Source organism: Streptomyces sp. NPDC088400 (assembly GCF_044753355.1).
Lineage (GTDB): Bacteria > Actinomycetota > Actinomycetes > Streptomycetales > Streptomycetaceae > Streptomyces.
Map to the genome: position 1 here is coordinate 337,504 of NZ_JBIVMZ010000002.1, position 16,292 is coordinate 353,795.

The window sequence follows — 16,292 nt, forward strand, 5'->3', positions numbered from 1 at the left end:
ACGAGCCCGACATGCCTTACGAGTTCTACGTGTCTCACGAGCTCGACATGCCTCACGAGCCCGACGTGCTTTACGAGTTCTACGTGCCTCATGTGCCCCACCAGTCTCATGAGCCCTACGAGCTCCATGTGCTCTACGAGTCCCACGTGGCCCACGGGCCCCTGGCGTCTCCCTGAGCCGTGCTCTGTCCGTACGAGTCCCATCCCCGCACGGTCGTCCACCCCGTCGCGGTGGGGTGCCCGTGCGCCCCGAGAGCTGTCCCCGTACCTCTTCGGCCTGATCCCTGAATCGGCCTGATCTCTGGAGTGACCGTGACCACCCCCTTTTCCCACCGGCCCTCACCGGACGGACATGCGGCGCCGCCCCCCGGCTGCCCGGCCCACGGCCTGACCGCCAACGGCTTCAGCGGCAAAGGCTTCACCACCGACGGTGTGAACTCCACCGGCCCGGCTTCCGGCGGTGGCCCGGCTTGCACCACCGGCCCGGCCTCCCACGGTCCCCGGCGGCTGTACGGGCCCGAGGCCGAGAACGACCCCATGGGCCTGTACGAGAAGCTGCGCGCCGAACACGGCTCCGTAGCACCGGTGTTACTCCAGGGCGACGTGCCGGCCTGGCTCGTCCTGGGGCACAGCGACAACCTGCACATGACGCGCACGCCGTCGCAGTTCTCCCGGGACTCCCGGCGCTGGCGCGCGCTCCATGACGGCACCGTGGCCCCCGACCATCCTCTCGCCCCCATCTTCACCTGGCAGCCCCTCTGTGTCTTCGCCGACGGCGCGGACCATGAGCGGCTGCGCGGCGCGGTCACCGAGTCGATCGCGCGCATCGACCACCGGGGCGTCCGGCGCTACATCAACCGCTACAGCAACCGGCTGGTCAACGAGTTCTGCCAGGACGGCAGGGCCGACCTCGTCAGCCGTTTCGCCGAGCATCTGCCGATGATGGTGATGGCACAGATCCTCGGCATGCCGGAGGAGTACAACGAACGTCTGGTGCAGGCCGCCCGCGACATGATCAAGGGCACCGAGACGGCCATCGAGAGCAACGAGTACGTGATGGCCGCTCTGCGCAGGCTGGTGGCCCGCCGCCGTGACGCCCCCGAGGAGGACTTCGCGACCTGGCTGACGGAGCACCGCGCCGGGCTCACCGACGACGAGGTCAGCCAGCATCTGCGGCTGGTACTCATCGCCGCCTACGAGACCACCGCCAACCTCATCGCCAACGTGCTGCGCATGGTGCTCACCGACCCGCGGTTCCGAGCCCAGCTCAGCGGCGGCCATATGACCCTGCCGGAGGCGGTCGAGCAGACGCTGTGGGACGAACCCCCGTTCACCACGATCTTCGGCCGCTGGGCGGTCGGCGACACCGAGTTGGGCGGACAGCACATCAAGGCCGGTGACGCACTGGTGGTCGGGATCGCCGCGGCCAACGTGGACCCGGTGGTACGCCCCGACCTCAACGCGTCCATGCAGGGCAACCGCGCCCATCTCGCCTTCAGCGGCGGCCCGCACGAATGTCCGGGACAGGACATCGGGCGCGCCATCGCCGACACCGGCATCGATGCGCTACTGATGCGACTGCCGGATCTCCAACTTTCGGTGGAGGAGCATGAGCTGCGTTACTCGGCTGCTCTGATGTCCCGTCAGTTGCAGGAATTGCCGGTGACGTTCGCGCCGAGGCCGCCGCAGGACATCACCGGGCCGCCGAGTCCGTCGGCCCCCGTGACACGTCCGCAGTGGCAGGTGGAATCACCCCGGCCCGCCTCCGTACCGCAGCCGTCGGCCGCTTCGGCGGTTCCGCCTGCTCCCGCGGTTCCGGCCGGGGTGCTTCAGGCCGAGGCGCCGGTGGCATCAGCGTCGGCGACACCGGCGGCGGCGATCCCGGACCAGCGCTCGGACAGTGCGCCGCGGCGCGCCTGGCGGACCGTGACCCGCTGGTGGCGCGGGTACTGACGGGCGGGTGCCGGAGCGGGGAGTTCACCGGGCCGTACCCGCCGATCGGCGGGTACGGCCCGGTGTCCCGAACTGCCCGGCTTTTCCTCGCCCCTTGGGCGCCGTTTTGCCGGATCGGCAAGAAGAGTGGCGTGACCGGGATGCGGCGGGCGACGGTGGGTTCGTGACCGACAACATCGCAGCAGGAACGCCCGCATCCGACACCCCCTCGTCTGCCGACGGATACGTCGGAGACCCCGCGGTGCGGGCGGAATGGGACAACCGGTATGCCGACCGGCAACAGCTCTGGAGCGGTCGGCCCAACGGTGCGCTCGTGGCCGAAGTCGCCGGGCTCACCCCCGGGCGGGTGCTCGACGTCGGCTGTGGCGAGGGCGCGGACGCCGTCTGGCTCGCGCGCGGCGGCTGGGATGTGACCGCGCTGGAGGTATCGGGCGTGGCACTGGAGCGGGCGGCCGGGCACGCGCGGGACGCCGGCCTCGCCGTTCGCTGGGTCCACGCCGCACTGACGGAGGCGGTGCTCCCGCCGGCCTCCTTCGACCTGGTCTCCGCGCAGTACCCAGCCCTGCTGCGCACCCCGGACGCCGCGGCTGAGCGAGCGCTGCTCGCGGCCGTCGCGCCCGGGGGCGTACTGCTGCTCGTACACCACGCGGGGATGGACACCCAGCAGGCGCAGGACAGCGAGTTCGACCCGGCCGACTACGTCTGGCCCTCGATGGTCTCCGCTCTGCTCGACGACGACTGGGAGGTGGAGGTGGACGAGCAGCGGCCACGCGTGGCACCCGACGGTGGTGCAGGCGCGCACCATACGGACGACCTGGTGGTGCGCGCGCGACGGCTGCGCTGACCCTCGCTCGACCACCCTGCGGTCGCCGTGCCTGAGCAGGTCATGCCGGTGACCACTCGGCGGTCGCCGGCATGACCTGCTCAAACACCTGCGGTCACCGGCATGACCTGATCGAGCACCCTGCGGTCGCCGACAGGACCTGCCGGTGAGTGAGCGGGCCCGTACCACGCCCGTGGCGTGCCACTCCCGTGGTCAGTTCGGCTGCCTACGGGCCCGCTTCACCTCGCGGTCGATGGCCCAGGCATCGGCGACCGGCCCGATGTGGCGGATCTTGTCGGGATTCATCACCCCGCGGACGGTCTGAATCTGCCCGTCGAGCACCTCGATGACCAGGATGTAGAGCACCTTGCCGTCCCGGTCACGGAAGATCGCGCCGGGCTGGCCGTTGACGTCGTGCGGCTCGAACGACACGTCGATCCGGAACAGCCAGGGGAAGGCCGTGCCCAGCAACCGGGCCACGTTCTCCGCGCCCATGACGGCCTTGGCGAATTGCGGGGCCTTGCCGCCGCCGTCCCCGACCAACTGCACATCCGTGGCCAGCAGATCCGTCAGCCCGCCCACATCGCCGTCTTTCAGCGCGTCGAAGAACCTCGTCGCCAGCTCCTGCCGCTCCTGACCGTCCGCCGCGAACCGCGGCCGCCCGGCCTCCATATGCCGCCGTGCCCGTACCAGCAGCTGTCGGCATGCCGCCTCCGAACGCCCCACCGCAGCGGCGACATCGTCGAACCCGAAGGCGAACACCTCCCGCAGAACGAACACCGCCCGCTCCAGCGGACTGAGCCGCTCCAGCAGCAGGAGCGCCGCCATCGACACCGAGTCGGCCAGTTCCACCGACCGTGCTGGATCCTGATACGGATCGTTCAGCAGCGGCTCGGGAAACCACGGCCCGACATACTGCTCCCGCCGCACCCGCGCGGAACGCAGCACATCGATCGAGATCCGCGTCACCGCGGTGGAAAGAAAGGCCTTGGCCGACGCGGGCCGGGTCGCCGATCCGTCAAAGCGCAGCCACGTCTCCTGCACCGCGTCCTCGGCCTCACTCACACTGCCCAGAATCCGGTAGGCGATCGAAAACAGCAGCGGCCGCAGTTCCTCGAACTCCTCGACCTTGCTCACGCTGAATCCTCTCCCCGTGAAGCCCCCTCACCCGTCCGTACTCGCCGACGCAGACGGCTTCTGGTGACATCCGGACCACTACTGGAACTGCCCGGGCTCGTAGTCGCCGGCCGGACGCTGGGCGATGATGTTCAGCCGGTTCACCGAGTTCATGAACGAGACCATGATCACCAGGGCGGTGAGTTGCTCCTGGTCGTAGTGCTTGGCAACGTGTGCCCACACCTCGTCGCTGACCCCACCGGCCGCGTCCGCGACCCGGGTGCCCGCCTCCGCCAGCTCCAGAGCGGCGCGCTCGGCCTCGGTGTAGACCGTGGCCTCCCGCCACGCCGCGACCAGGTTCAGCCGTACCGAGGTCTCGCCGGCAGCGGCGGCATCTTTGGTGTGCATGTCGATGCAGACTGCACAGCCGTTGATCTGACTGACGCGAAGCGCCACCAGCTCCTGCGTGGCGGCCGGCAGCGGCGAGTCCTTGATGATCTTGCCCAACGACATGAAGTGCTTGAGGACTTTGCCGGAGGTCGGGTCGGCGAAGTAGTCCAGTCGCGCGTTCATGGTGTGCTCCTTTGTGGTCGTCATCGGCTACACCCCCTGAGACGAGACAGCCCGACTCCCTGTGACATGTCCAGGTGGTTGACGACACCGACATCGACACCGTCGGGCGACGCCGAGACCGACACGGGCGGCGAGACCGACACGGGCAGCGAGACCGACACCAGCGCCAACACCGACAGCGTCACACCGGCCGAAGAGACGCGGTACCCGTCAGCGCGCCACCTCCAGTTGGTCCCACCACCAGGCGATCGTGGGAATCGGAAGCGGCTCCAGGCTGTTGTCGGAGGGCTGCTGCTTCCACCACCCCCCGGGTGTCGCCTTCGGTCCCGACGGCACGGAGTAACGGGGGCAGAGCGACGCCCAGTCGAGATGGCCCCGGACGAACTGCCCCAGCCCGTTCACATACTGTCGCAGACCGGCGTCCGCCTCCTTGAGGACCTGTGCGGCCAGCCGGTCGAAGAGCACCATGACGCGGTCCCGCATCGCCACGGCGCGTACGAGTGCGTGACGCGGACCGCAGTCCTGCTCCTGGCACAGGACGTCGATCAGGTTGAGGTTGTCGCCGGCCCGAAGCAGTTCCTTGTTGCGGGAGTAGAGGTCGTTGTCCCAGCTGACCAGTGTCCAGGTGATCTCGGTGAGCGCACGCACCCGCGAGTCCTGCATGGCGTCCTCCGCCACGGAAAAGCCGCCGACCACCTCGATCATCGCGGTGGAGGGCGCCATCCCGATGGCCCGCATCCACAGCGTGATGTAGTCGTCCAGTGAGGGCAGTTCCGCGTTGCGGCGCCAGGACGCCTCCCACACCAGTCCCGAGGTGTAGACGCGCATCGCCTCCGTCAGGCGGCGTACTTGGACCGGCGACGCGAACCGCTCCAACTCCAGCCTGAGTCGGCGCAGCGCGGCCGTGTGCGGCGAGTCGCCGGGTGCCCGCGCGGCCGGGGCCTCCACGGCGCGCATGATGCGCGAGGTCTCCTGGGCCAGCAGATCCGGCGTCACTTCGGATTCGTCGCACACGCCGTCGTCCAGCGAGAAGAGCACGGCGTGGAACTTGGCCATCAGGGCGAGCGGTTCAAGCCGTCCGTACGGCATGGTCGCGGCGGTCAGGCCGCCGAAGTCGCAGATGGCCAGACGCTTGAGCTGTTGCTCGTCGGTGTCGAGCCGCTGTTTGAGCATCCACCGTACGGTCTGATCATTGAGGACCTCGACGGACGGATGTCTGGCGGGCGGAACCGGACAGTAGAACGGCACAGCCGGAAGCTGTTGGACCAGACTCTGTTCCAAGACATCCGGGACACAGGTCATGATCGGCCTCCTGGTGCAGCATGCGGGGCAGCTGGGGTGGCTGGGACGGATGGGGCGGAGATGCGGTGGGGCACTGTGCGTGGGGGAGCGTATATGTCCGTGTCGGATCGTCAGTAACTATGCAAGTGGGCAATGCCTGGCCGGAATTGACTGCTTACGAGCCGGGTTTATCACTTCCTGTGGGGATTCCGCGAGACCTCGGACAGAACGCGTTCAGGTGCCCGAACAGCGCCCGCCCACTTGTCTACTGGCCTCGGCCGCTCTCCATGTGGCCAAAACGCCGCTGTCGGTGGAGCATTTTCAGCATGGCCCGGAACGGATATGGGCGGGGCGCGGATCGTTGGCCATACGTTGATCAGCGTAGGTAAGGCTGGTACGGATGTACGAGGGTTCTTCTGGACGTCGCGGCGCTTCCCTCTCCGCCTCCCCCGGCAGTCCGGCGGGTGCGCTCAGCGGAACCGGCGGAAGAACGCGCGGACGTCGTCGGCGAACAGGACGGGTTCCTCCATCGCGGCGAAGTGTCCGCCACGGTCGAACTCCGTCCAGTGCACGATGTTGTTGTCCCGCTCGGCGAGCCGCCGGACCGGGCGTGCGAGATCGCCACCGAAGACCGCGACCCCCGTCGGTGTCGTATCCGGCCCGGTGCCGGTGCCTGTGTCTGCGCGTGTGTCTGTGTCTGCGCCCGGTGAGGGCGAGGAGTGGGCGTGCTCCCAGTACAGGCGCGACGACGAACCCGCAGTGCGGGACAGCCAGTAGAGCATCACGTTGGTCAACAACCGGTCACGGGGCACCGCGTCCTCCGGCACCTCGGCGGGGTGTGTCCACTCCTTGAACTTCTCTACGATCCAGGCGAGTTGGCCGACGGGTGAATCGGGAGAGGGAATCACCAGATCGAAAGGGTCGATTGCAGCCGTCGCCGGAGGGTTCGTCAGTGGCTCGATCACATCGAGGAACTCGACGACGGACCCTGGCCAGCGAGAGCGCTCGGTTCCGGCTCGCCCGTTCCCCGCTCGCTCATGCCGTGTCACCGTCCGTCCGCGGGCTGTCGTCGGGCTCGCCGGCCAGTGCGCGGGCGGCCGTCGCGTCCGCGTCGTCCCAGCCGATGGAGCCGGTCTGCCGGTGCTGCCGGGCCTGTTCGTCGATCCAGCGTCCGTGTGCCTCCCACGCCGCCTGCTTGCTGGTGCCCAGCGCCGCGCCGATCCGCGACCAGGAGGCACCCGCCTCGCGTGCGGACCGTACGGAGAGCTGACGCCCGTAGGCCGCCTTGCGGGCGATCAACTCGCCCAGGGCGAGCAGCTCCAGCGTCTCCTCGCGGGTGAGGGCGGCGATGTCGGGGTCGAGACGGAAGCCGTCCTCGTCGGGGGCGGACAGCGACTCCCGGATGCGCAGCTCGTCGTAGCGAGCGACGGCGGTGAGCAGGGTGAAGCGGCTTTCCAGCTCTTCAGGAGTGGACATGCGTCCGAGTCTCGCGTCAGGTGACCTTGACGTCAAGGAGTCTTGACGCACCCATACGCAATTCGCCCCGGGGGCGTGGCCTGCCCCGCTCATGCCGGTGGGCCCCTCGGAAAGGGGCCCACCGGCCGGGAGGTGCGCCGCTCCCGTCCCCACGGTGCGGCGCGGGCGGGCTGTCGTCCTCCGCTCGGACGACGGCCCGCCGGTCATGAGGGCGAGGGAACTCGCAGTCCGAGTACGGGAAGGACGGAGGCCTCCAGGAAGCGGGTCAGGTAGGCCTCGTCGACGGGCCGGCCCTCGATCATCATCCGGGCCCGCATGACACCGATGAGCTGGACGGCCACGAACTCGACGGCGGGGTTGTCGGCCTCGATCTCGCCCCGTGCCACGGCGCGGCCGATCATGGTCTCGATCGCCGTGATCTCCGGCTCTATGACGGCCTCGCGCAGCGCCTGGAGCAGCTCCGGATTCTGCAGGACCGCGTGGCCGAGCGCGTGCATCAGCGCGGTGTCGCGTCCGGATCCCACCACCGCGGAACGGGTCGCCGCGCGCAGGTCCCCCGCGAGGGTTCCGGTGTCGACGTCCGCGAGGTTGACGCAGCTGGTGCCCCGGAGCGCGGCGGCGACGAGCTGCGGTTTGGTGCGCCACTGGCGGTAGAGCGTGGACTTGCCGCAGCGGGAGCGAGCGGCGACGCCCTCCATGGTCAGCGCGTCGTAGCCGCTCTCCCTGAGCAGATCGAGGGCGGCCTCGTAGAACTCGCGTTCACGTTCCGGCGTGATCTTGGAGCGGCGCTGCGGCGGCGTCATCGTCTCTCCCTGTCTGTCCCTCTCGGGCGTCGGTACGACAGTGTACCGATACGCCAGTGTACCGATACGAATCCGTATCGGTACACTGGCGTATCGATAGGGCGGGGTTCCGGACCACGCCACCGCACCACCACGCCGTCACACCGCGACGTGCCGTCCCATGCAAGGGGGCCGGGTGATACACACCCGCACGGGGCCCGTCGACCGGGAGCAGGACACTTCCGCCCGACCGCCCCTCGTACGAGAGTTGCCACGCGTCGTGCCAGGCACGCCACTTCGCGTCTCACCGGGCGTCCCGTCAGGCGCGGCCCGATGAACGGCGCGATGTCGGTCGCCGTCGTACTGTCACTGGTCTCCGCCGTGGCCTACGCCTCGGCGGCCGTGGCACAGGAACGACTGGCCGCCCGTACGGAAGCCGGCGTCGGGCTGGTCACGCTGCTGGGGCGCGGTGCCTGGTGGGGGGCGGTCGGGCTGAACGCGACCGGAGCGCTGCTGCATGTGGTGGCGCTGACGTACGGGCCGCTCACCGTGGTCCAGCCACTGGGCGCGCTCACGCTGGTCGCGGCCGTACCGCTGGGCGCGCGCCGTGCCGGGCGGCAGGTCGGCCGAGGCGAGTGGCGCGGTACGGCGCTCACGCTCCTCGGCCTGGCGGTGATCCTGCTGACGGCGGCGGGCACGGCTCCGAACACCACGCTCACCCTGTCGCAGGCGCTCGGGGCGGCAGGTGTCGCGATGGCGCTGGTGGCCCTGCTGACCAGGCCGGGAGCCCGTCCGGGGCTGCGGCACGCGGCGGCCTCGGGGATCACGTCGGGTGTTGCCTCGGCCCTCACCCAGACCGTGACGGTGGCTGCCACGGCGCGTGGCGCGGACGCGTTGCCGGTGTGGCAGGTGGGGGCCGTGGCGCTGGTGGTGGCGGCCTTCGCGTCGGGCGGTCTGCTGCTGTCCCAGACCGCCTACCGCGGCGGACTGGGAGCACCACTTGCGGTCCTCACCCTGGCCAACCCCGTCGCGGCGTCGGTCATCGGACTGGTGCTGCTGGGCGAACGTCTCCAGGGCGGCGCCGTGGGTGTCGCGGCGGCGCTCGTCGGCGCGGTGGTCGCGGCGCGCGGGGTGGTCCTGCTGACGCGGGCGTCGGCCGCGCGGGCGGAGGAATCGGCACTCGGGTGGGATCCGGGGGAGGTCTCGGAGCCAGAACCTGCACAGGAATCGGAGCCGGCGCGGGAATCGGAGTCAGAACCGGCGCGGGAATCGGGGCCGCAGCCGGATGCGGAACCGGTGTCAGTGGAGCCCGCGATGGCTCTGGGGGCTGTGGTGCCCATGAGGTCTCCGGCGGATGCGCGGTCCTCGGTGGTTGCGCGGTCCTCAGTGATCGCCCCGGAGACGTTGCCCGCAGCCCTGGCGATGGCCCAGTCGCCCGGTGGCGCCACCCGGTTGGCCGTGCCCAGGGTCGCCGTCTGGGAAGCGCCCGTTCCCGTACTGCCGCTGCCCGGCGAGCTCCCCGGGCAACCGTCCGTCGCCCTGGTCCCACAAGGGCGGGTGCCGAAGCGACGGCGGTGCCGGAGGCGTTCCCGCGCCGGGGCGTGAAGCTCCGCTGTTGGGCCGGTTAAGAAATCCTCGATGGACTGGACCGGTCGGTGATCGGCAGATTGGTGCACGACCACCGATCAGCGATCACCGCCGCGATCAGTGATCACCGCCGCGATCGACGATCTCCGCTGCGATCGACGATCTCCGCGCGATCACTGATCACCAAGGCGAGCTCTGATCTCCGTGTGATCAGTGATCTCCGATCAGCACCATCACCCCGGGAGCCGCGCCCATGAAGGCACTTGTGAAACAGAAGGCCGAGCCGGGGCTGTGGCTCATGGACGTGCCGGAACCGGAGACCGGGACCGGTGACGTACTGATCAAGGTGCTCCGTACCGGCATCTGCGGCACCGACCTGCACATCCGCTCCTGGGACGGCTGGGCCCGGCAGGCCGTCGACACGCCCCGCGTCCTCGGCCACGAGTTCGTCGGCGAGGTTGCCACCGTCGGCGCGGGCGTCGAGGACATCTCCGTCGGCGATCTCGTCAGCGGTGAGGGCCATCTGGTCTGCGGCAAGTGCCGCAACTGTCTCGCCGGCCGACGGCACCTCTGCCGCAGCACCGTCGGCCTCGGCGTCGGCCGTGACGGCGCGTTCGCGGAGTACGTCGCTCTGCCCGCCTCGAACGTCTGGGTGCACCGCGCCGCGGTGGACCTCGATGTCGCCGCGATCTTCGACCCCTTCGGCAACGCCGTGCACACCGCGCTCTCCTTCCCGCTCGTCGGTGAGGACGTACTGATCACCGGCGCGGGCCCCATCGGGATCATGGCGGCGGCCGTGGCCCGGCACGCCGGAGCGCGCAATGTCGTGATCACCGACGTCAGTCCGCAGCGCCTCGCCCTCGCCCGTAAGGCCGGTGCCACCCTCGCCCTCGACGTCTCCGGCGCGGGCACCGGTATCGCGGACGCACAGCGACAGCTCGGCCTCAAGGAAGGCTTCGACATCGGCCTGGAGATGTCCGGACGCCCCGAGGCGCTGCGCGACATGGTCGACAACATGACGCACGGCGGGCGCATCGCCATGCTCGGGCTGCCCGCCGAGGAGTTCGCCGTCGACTGGTCGAAGATCGTCACCTCGATGATCACGGTCAAGGGAATCTACGGCCGCGAGATGTTCGAGACCTGGTACGCGATGACGGTGCTGCTCGAAGGCGGGCTCGACCTCACGCCCGTGATCACCGGCAGTTACGCGTACGAGGACTTCGACGAGGCGTTCGACGAGGCGTCCACGGCCCGCAGCGGCAAGATCATCATCAACTGGGCGGCGTGAACCGGTCCGAGAGCCCGGTCCGAGAGCCCGAGAACCCAAGGAGCCCTTCATGTACGCGTCCGTCCGGGACGAACTGTCCGCCACCCTCGGCGAGATCCGCGAGGCCGGTCTCTTCAAGCCCGAGCGCGTGATCTCCACCCCGCAGAGCGCCTCCGTCACGGTGAGCACCGGCAGTACCCCCAGCACTTCCCGTACCCCCGGTCCCGACACCCCTCCCGGCGATGTCCTCAACTTCTGCGCCAACAACTACCTCGGCCTCGCCGACCACCCCGAGGTCGTCGCCGCCGCCAAGGACGCGCTCGACCGCTGGGGTTACGGCATGGCGTCCGTACGCTTCATCTGCGGCACCCAGGAGATCCACAAGGAGCTGGAACAGCGCCTGTCCGCGTTCCTCGGCCAGGAGGACACGATCCTCTACTCCTCCTGTTTCGACGCCAACGGCGGAGTCTTCGAAACGCTCCTCGGGCCGGAGGACGCGGTCATCTCCGACGCTCTCAACCACGCCAGCATCATCGACGGCATCAGGCTCTCCAAGGCGCGTCGCCTGCGGTACGCCAACCGTGACCTCGCCGAGCTGGAGACCAGGCTCAAGGAGGCGCAGGACGCCCGCCGTCGGCTGATCGTCACGGACGGCGTGTTCTCCATGGACGGGTACGTCGCCCCGCTCGCCGAGATCTGCGACCTCGCCGACCGCTACGACGCGATGGTCATGGTCGACGACTCGCACGCCGTGGGCTTCGTCGGCCCCGGCGGGCGCGGCACCCCTGAACTGCACGGCGTGATGGACCGCGTCGACATCATCACCGGCACCCTCGGCAAGGCTCTCGGTGGCGCCTCCGGCGGCTATGTCGCCGCCCGCGCCGAGATCGTCGCGCTGCTGCGCCAGCGCTCCCGGCCGTACCTCTTCTCCAACTCCCTCGCCCCCGTCATCGCCGCCGCTTCGATCAAGGTGCTGGATCTGCTGGAGGGCGCGGGCGGGCTACGGGACCGGCTGAACGCCAACACCGCGCTCTTCCGTAAGGAGATGACCGACGCGGGCTTCGAGATCCTGCCCGGCGATCACGCCATCGCCCCGGTCATGATCGGCGACGCGGCGGAGGCGGGCCGGATGGCGGAGCTGCTGCTGGAGCGCGGCGTCTATGTGATCGGCTTCTCGTACCCCGTCGTCCCCATGGACCGGGCGCGGATCAGGGTGCAGCTCTCCGCCGCGCACTCGACCGACGACGTGGAGCGTGCGGTCGCGGCGTTCATCGACGCGCGCGAGGCGATGAAGCGCGAGCGGGGCTGAGGGCAAGTAGGCCCGCGGCAGGACGTGCCCCTCGGCCCGGCTCGCCCGAGTTGGCCCGTCCCACCTGGCAATATGGCCGGGTGATCGACTCCCGACGGCTGCGCCTCCTGCGGGCCGTGGCGGACCACCGTACGGTGACCGCCGCGGCCGCGGCGCTGTACCTCACCCCCTCCGCCGTCTCCCAGCAACTCGCCGTGCTGGAGCAGGAGACCGGCCACGCCCTGCTGACACGCAGTGGCCGGGGCGTACGGCTGACCGCGTCCGGCGAGATCCTGCTCACCCACGCGCACGCCGTCCTCGCGCAGTTGGAGCGGGCCGAGGCGGAACTCGCCGCGTACGCGGGCGGCGTGGCAGGGGAGGTCACGGTCGCCGCGTTCGCCACCGGCATCGCGGAGGTGCTGGCACCGGCCCTGCAACGGCTGGCCGGACCGCACCCCGGTATCCGGGTCCGGGTCCTGGACGCCGAAGGTGACGAGAGCCTGCCGCTGGTGCTCGACGGACGGGCGGATCTCGCGGTCGCGGTCGAGTACCGGGGCGCCCCGGGCGAGGACGATCTGCGGCTGTCCCGGGTGCCGTTGTACGCGGAGCCCTTCGACGCGGTCCTGCCCGCCGCGCACCCGCTCGGCCTCGGCGCGGACGTCGCGCTCGCGGAGCTGGCCGACAGCGACTGGATCGGCCCGTACCCCGGCAATCCCTGCCATGACGTCATGCAACTCGCGTGCGAACGAGCTGGTTTCCAGCCGCGCCTGGTGCACTCCTCCGACGACTTCCGCGCGGTCGTCGCCCTCGCCGGCGCGGGCGCCGGAGTGGCGCTGGTCCCGCGTTCGGCGCTGCGCGGCATGGAGCTGAAAGGTACGGTCGTACGTCCCGTGGCGGGCCCCGCCGCGACGCGCCGCGTCTTCGCCGCCGTACGACGGGGAGCGGAGGACCACCCTCTGATCCGCCCGGTCCTGGACGCCCTGGCACGGGAGGCGGAGGGCCTGCCGACGGACTGAGCCGATCGGCCTCGCCCGGCAGGCGCCACCCGACCCGTGACACCCGCCTGGCGGGCGCCACGCGACCCGTAACACCCTTCAGCCCAACAGCACCAGCAACAGCACCACGACCAAGGCCAGCCCCGCCGTGATCGTCGCCACGCGCGAGACCTTCCGGCGTGAGGGGAGCTGGACCACTTCGGTCCGTTCCCTGCCGGGGAAGACGTAGAAGACCCGGTTCGGTTCGGTCACCAACTCCACTCGGACCACGGTGAGGTGACGGATCGTCATGCGGCGGGTTACCTCGCGTGCCCGCCGGACGAGGCGTCGTTCGATCTCGGCGCGGTGTTCCGGGGCCACATCGTCCGGCAGTGGGTGGAATCCGGTGAGGACGGTCCGCTTCCAGTCGCCGACCCGTTCCATCCGGCGCCGGACCTGGTAAGGCGGGCGTTTCGCGGGCAACGACAGCTCGTCGCTGCCGGGAGTGTGCCGGATGGTCCCCTCCGTCCAGGAGGTCCGCCGGCCCTTCCCGCCGCACGCCGGGTGCTCGACCACGCCGGATGCCTTGCAGCGCGCGCAGTTCACGGCCCCTTTGCCCTTGCAGTCCGAGCAAGGGATGACACCGCGCCCACGGCAGGCCGGACAGGCCACGTCCGGCCGGCCGCACGTCGCGCAGGTGACGCGCTCGCCCTGCTGCCCGGATGCCCGACGTCCCGCCGCCTGCCCTCCGGACGCCCGTTGCGCCGAAGCCCGTTGCGTCGAAGTCCCCTGTCCCGAGGCCCCCTGTCCCGAGGTCCGTTGTGCGGCGGCCCGTTGCGCGGAAGTCGGTCGGCCGCCGCCGCGCTTACGGTTCGCGGTCTCCACGCACGCCGTGCACGCCTCCACCCCGAGGCAGCCCTCGCAGACCACCGTCGGCGGGCAGTCGTACCGACCGCTTCCCGTGCAGCGCGGACACTGCGTCCTGCCGTCCTCGCACACGCAGACGACCTCGCGCACCGAGTCACGGAGCACCATCGTCAGTCTCTGCGGTGTCGTGGGGTCCTTGGGCGGCTCGAAGTGATGATCCTCGATGGTGTCGTACGCGGCGTGCCCCGACAGATCGACCGAGCCGGGCTCCGACCTCTCGGTCTCCGTACGGGCTTCGATGGACCGGTCGATACGGAAGTCGATGACCTGCGACCGCTCGACCGGCAGCGCCTGGGAGACCAGATGCGATCCTTCGCCGGGCAGGCCGATGTGCTGGGCGACGGCCTTGAATATGGCTTCCTCGGATGGCACTTCGGCCATGGCCGGCTTCCTCCGTCCCCGACGCGGACTGCGCCGCGCAGACCGAAGGGTAGAAGGATTTCTGATCCCCCCTCAAGTAGCACGCGAGGGGCGCACGTTGCGCGGTGGTGGGGGCTCGGGGCGGCACCACGCCGCTCCCTGCGCCCCCACGCTCCCCACAGCCGCACCCTCCGGCACCCGGCCCCCGGCGTCCCCGATCCGCGCAGACCGTCCGGACCGGGGGACCCGCGTACTCAGCAGGTACGGACCGGCTTGTCGTCGTTGGCGACGAACCGTACCTTCCCCTACGTGCTCAGCAGGCTCGGCGCCGCCCTGTCCAGCACCGACCCCACCCGCTCCCATGTCTCCATGTCCCGCTCCACCGGGGGAAGTTCGGTCCCGCCACCGGTCTTCCAGGATGTCGCGATCGCCACCGGGTCCTCGCCGGTCGCTGCGCCCGCGGCCAGTGCCGCCGCGCCGAGCGCCACCAGTTCGCCGCTGTCCGGAATGATCAACTGGCGGCCGGAGAGCCTTCGTACCGTATCGACCCACATCCGGCCCTGCGCGCCGCCGCCGACCAGCCGCAGCGGGCGGCTCGCGACCTCCGGGTCGGCGGGGTCGAGGCCGCAGGCGCGCAGCACCTCGTCCAGCGCGCGCAGCACCGTCACGGCCGCGCCCTCGTAGGCGGCGCCCAGCAGTTGCCGCGGTGTGGTGTCGTGGCGCAGCCCGGTCAGCAGGCCGGACGCGGCCGGCAGATCGGGGGTGCGCTCGCCGTCGAGATACGGCAGCAGGACGGCTTCGCCGCCGGGCACCGCGTCCTCCCGGTCCAGCCGCAGCAGCTCGGCCACCTTGTCCACGGCGAGTGTGCAGTTGAGGGTGCAGGCCAGCGGCAGGTACGTACCGTCCGCCGCGGCGAACCCCGCGAGCGCGGGGGTGTCGGGGCGGGTGCGGGTGGCGGCGAACACCGTGCCCGACGTCCCGAGGCTGAGCACCGGGTGGTCCAGCAGCCCGGCGCCTCCGAAGCCCAGGCCGACGGCCGCGCTCATGTTGTCGCCGGTGCCCGCGGCGACGGCGATACCCGTGGGCAGGCCCAGCTCCGCCGCGGCTCCCGCGGTGAGCGAGCCGACCCGGGTGGCGCCGGTCGTGGCGACCGCGGGCAGCAGATCGGAGTCGAGGCCGAGCAGCGCGAGGAGTTCGCGGTCGTACTCACCGGTGGCTGTCGAATACCAGCAGGTGCCCGAGGCGTCCCCGGGGTCGGTGGCCGCGGTGCCCGCGAGCCGTTCGGTGAGGAAGTCGTGGGGGAGCCTGATGGCGGCCGTGGCCTCGGCTGTGGCCGGGTCGTTCTCCCGCAGCCACTGCCATTTCGTGGCCGTCATCGAGGCGACCGGTACGGAGCCGGTCCGCGCGGTCCAGGCCTCGGGGCCGCCGAGCGTCGCCGTGAGGTCGGTGGCCTGCGGAGCGGAACGGGTGTCGTTCCACAGCAGCGCGGGGCGCAGTGACCGGCCCGTGCGGTCCAGCACCACCAGCCCGTGCTGCTGGCCGGCGACCGCGATCCCGGTCACGGCCGAGGCGTCCACGCCGGATTCCTTGAGCCCGGCGGCGACGGCCTCCCGCAGAGCGTTCCACCACACCTCCGGATCCGTCTCGCGCGCGCCGCCTTCGCCGGTCACCCGGTGGGGGGCGCGGCCCACGGCGAGCAGCCGACCGGTGGCGGCATCCGTGAAGGCGGCCTTCGTGGACTGGGTGGAGCTGTCCACGCCGATGACAACCGGGCTCCGCGACATGGGCGTACCTCTTCCTGACTGGCTGCGCCGACGTCACCGGCCGCGCTGATCGCACCAGGCGCACCAGCCGTACCGGTTCCACCGGTGTGAAGAGCATTTTTG

Annotated in this window: 13 protein-coding genes and 1 pseudogene; 6 read left to right on the forward strand and 8 right to left on the reverse strand. The window is 70.6% G+C overall.

Annotated elements, in window-relative coordinates:
* The first annotated feature begins 311 nt into the window (after positions 1-311).
* Together ACIQD6_RS06440 and ACIQD6_RS06445 are read left to right on the forward strand one after the other, a co-directional pair.
* Positions 312-1,952 (forward strand): cytochrome P450, encoded by a 1,641-nt coding sequence (locus ACIQD6_RS06440; protein ID WP_401878797.1) that lies wholly within the window; start codon positions 312-314, stop codon positions 1,950-1,952.
* 163 nt (positions 1,953-2,115) lie between these two features.
* Complete coding sequence (locus ACIQD6_RS06445) at positions 2,116-2,796, forward strand: class I SAM-dependent methyltransferase (RefSeq protein ID WP_401878799.1); 681 nt, start codon at positions 2,116-2,118, stop codon at positions 2,794-2,796.
* A 192-nt stretch (positions 2,797-2,988) separates the two neighbouring features.
* On the opposite strand, the gene ACIQD6_RS06450 is transcribed toward ACIQD6_RS06445, so the two are convergent.
* From ACIQD6_RS06450 to ACIQD6_RS06475, 6 genes are all read right to left on the reverse strand, one after another.
* Positions 2,989-3,912, reverse strand: a complete 924-nt coding sequence (locus tag ACIQD6_RS06450; protein ID WP_401878802.1) for an RNA polymerase sigma-70 factor — start codon at positions 3,910-3,912, stop codon at positions 2,989-2,991.
* Positions 3,913-3,990: 78 nt separating this feature from the next.
* Entirely contained in the window at positions 3,991-4,464 is a 474-nt protein-coding gene (locus ACIQD6_RS06455; RefSeq protein ID WP_401878805.1) for a carboxymuconolactone decarboxylase family protein, read from the reverse strand.
* 210 nt (positions 4,465-4,674) lie between these two features.
* Positions 4,675-5,637 (reverse strand): hypothetical protein, encoded by a 963-nt coding sequence (locus ACIQD6_RS06460; protein ID WP_401878808.1) that lies wholly within the window; start codon positions 5,635-5,637, stop codon positions 4,675-4,677.
* A gap of 578 nt (positions 5,638-6,215) precedes the next feature.
* Positions 6,216-6,653, reverse strand: coding sequence for an alpha/beta fold hydrolase (locus ACIQD6_RS06465; RefSeq protein ID WP_401878811.1), 438 nt, complete (start codon positions 6,651-6,653; stop codon positions 6,216-6,218).
* 127 nt (positions 6,654-6,780) lie between these two features.
* Positions 6,781-7,221 carry a hypothetical protein gene (locus ACIQD6_RS06470; protein ID WP_401878813.1) on the reverse strand — a complete coding sequence of 147 codons (441 nt, stop codon included), beginning with the start codon at positions 7,219-7,221 and terminating at the stop codon, positions 6,781-6,783.
* A gap of 203 nt (positions 7,222-7,424) precedes the next feature.
* Complete coding sequence (locus tag ACIQD6_RS06475; RefSeq protein WP_401878815.1) at positions 7,425-8,024, reverse strand: TetR/AcrR family transcriptional regulator; 600 nt, start codon at positions 8,022-8,024, stop codon at positions 7,425-7,427.
* Positions 8,025-8,336: 312 nt separating this feature from the next.
* Between ACIQD6_RS06475 and ACIQD6_RS06480 the strand changes: the two are divergent.
* The 4 genes and pseudogenes from ACIQD6_RS06480 to ACIQD6_RS06495 all read left to right on the forward strand — a co-directional run.
* Positions 8,337-9,317 (forward strand): annotated as a pseudogene (locus ACIQD6_RS06480) (hypothetical protein); the annotation flags it as partial.
* Between the two features lie 526 nt (positions 9,318-9,843).
* A complete protein-coding gene (tdh, locus tag ACIQD6_RS06485; protein WP_401878818.1) occupies positions 9,844-10,878 on the forward strand; it encodes an L-threonine 3-dehydrogenase in 1,035 nt (344 codons plus the stop codon).
* Positions 10,879-10,927: 49 nt separating this feature from the next.
* A complete protein-coding gene (locus tag ACIQD6_RS06490) occupies positions 10,928-12,166 on the forward strand; it encodes a glycine C-acetyltransferase (RefSeq protein WP_401878821.1) in 1,239 nt (412 codons plus the stop codon).
* A gap of 80 nt (positions 12,167-12,246) precedes the next feature.
* Complete coding sequence (locus ACIQD6_RS06495) at positions 12,247-13,161, forward strand: LysR family transcriptional regulator (RefSeq protein ID WP_401878823.1); 915 nt, start codon at positions 12,247-12,249, stop codon at positions 13,159-13,161.
* Positions 13,162-13,239: 78 nt separating this feature from the next.
* Here the strand turns inward: ACIQD6_RS06495 and ACIQD6_RS06500 are convergent, their stop codons facing one another.
* Together ACIQD6_RS06500 and xylB are read right to left on the reverse strand one after the other, a co-directional pair.
* The gene (locus ACIQD6_RS06500) at positions 13,240-14,427 is read right to left on the reverse strand and encodes a hypothetical protein (RefSeq protein WP_401878825.1); all 1,188 of its coding nucleotides are present in this window, start codon (positions 14,425-14,427) and stop codon (positions 13,240-13,242) included.
* A gap of 284 nt (positions 14,428-14,711) precedes the next feature.
* Positions 14,712-16,190 (reverse strand): xylulokinase, encoded by a 1,479-nt coding sequence (gene xylB, locus ACIQD6_RS06505; protein WP_401878828.1) that lies wholly within the window; start codon positions 16,188-16,190, stop codon positions 14,712-14,714.
* Positions 16,191-16,292: the final 102 nt, after the last annotated feature.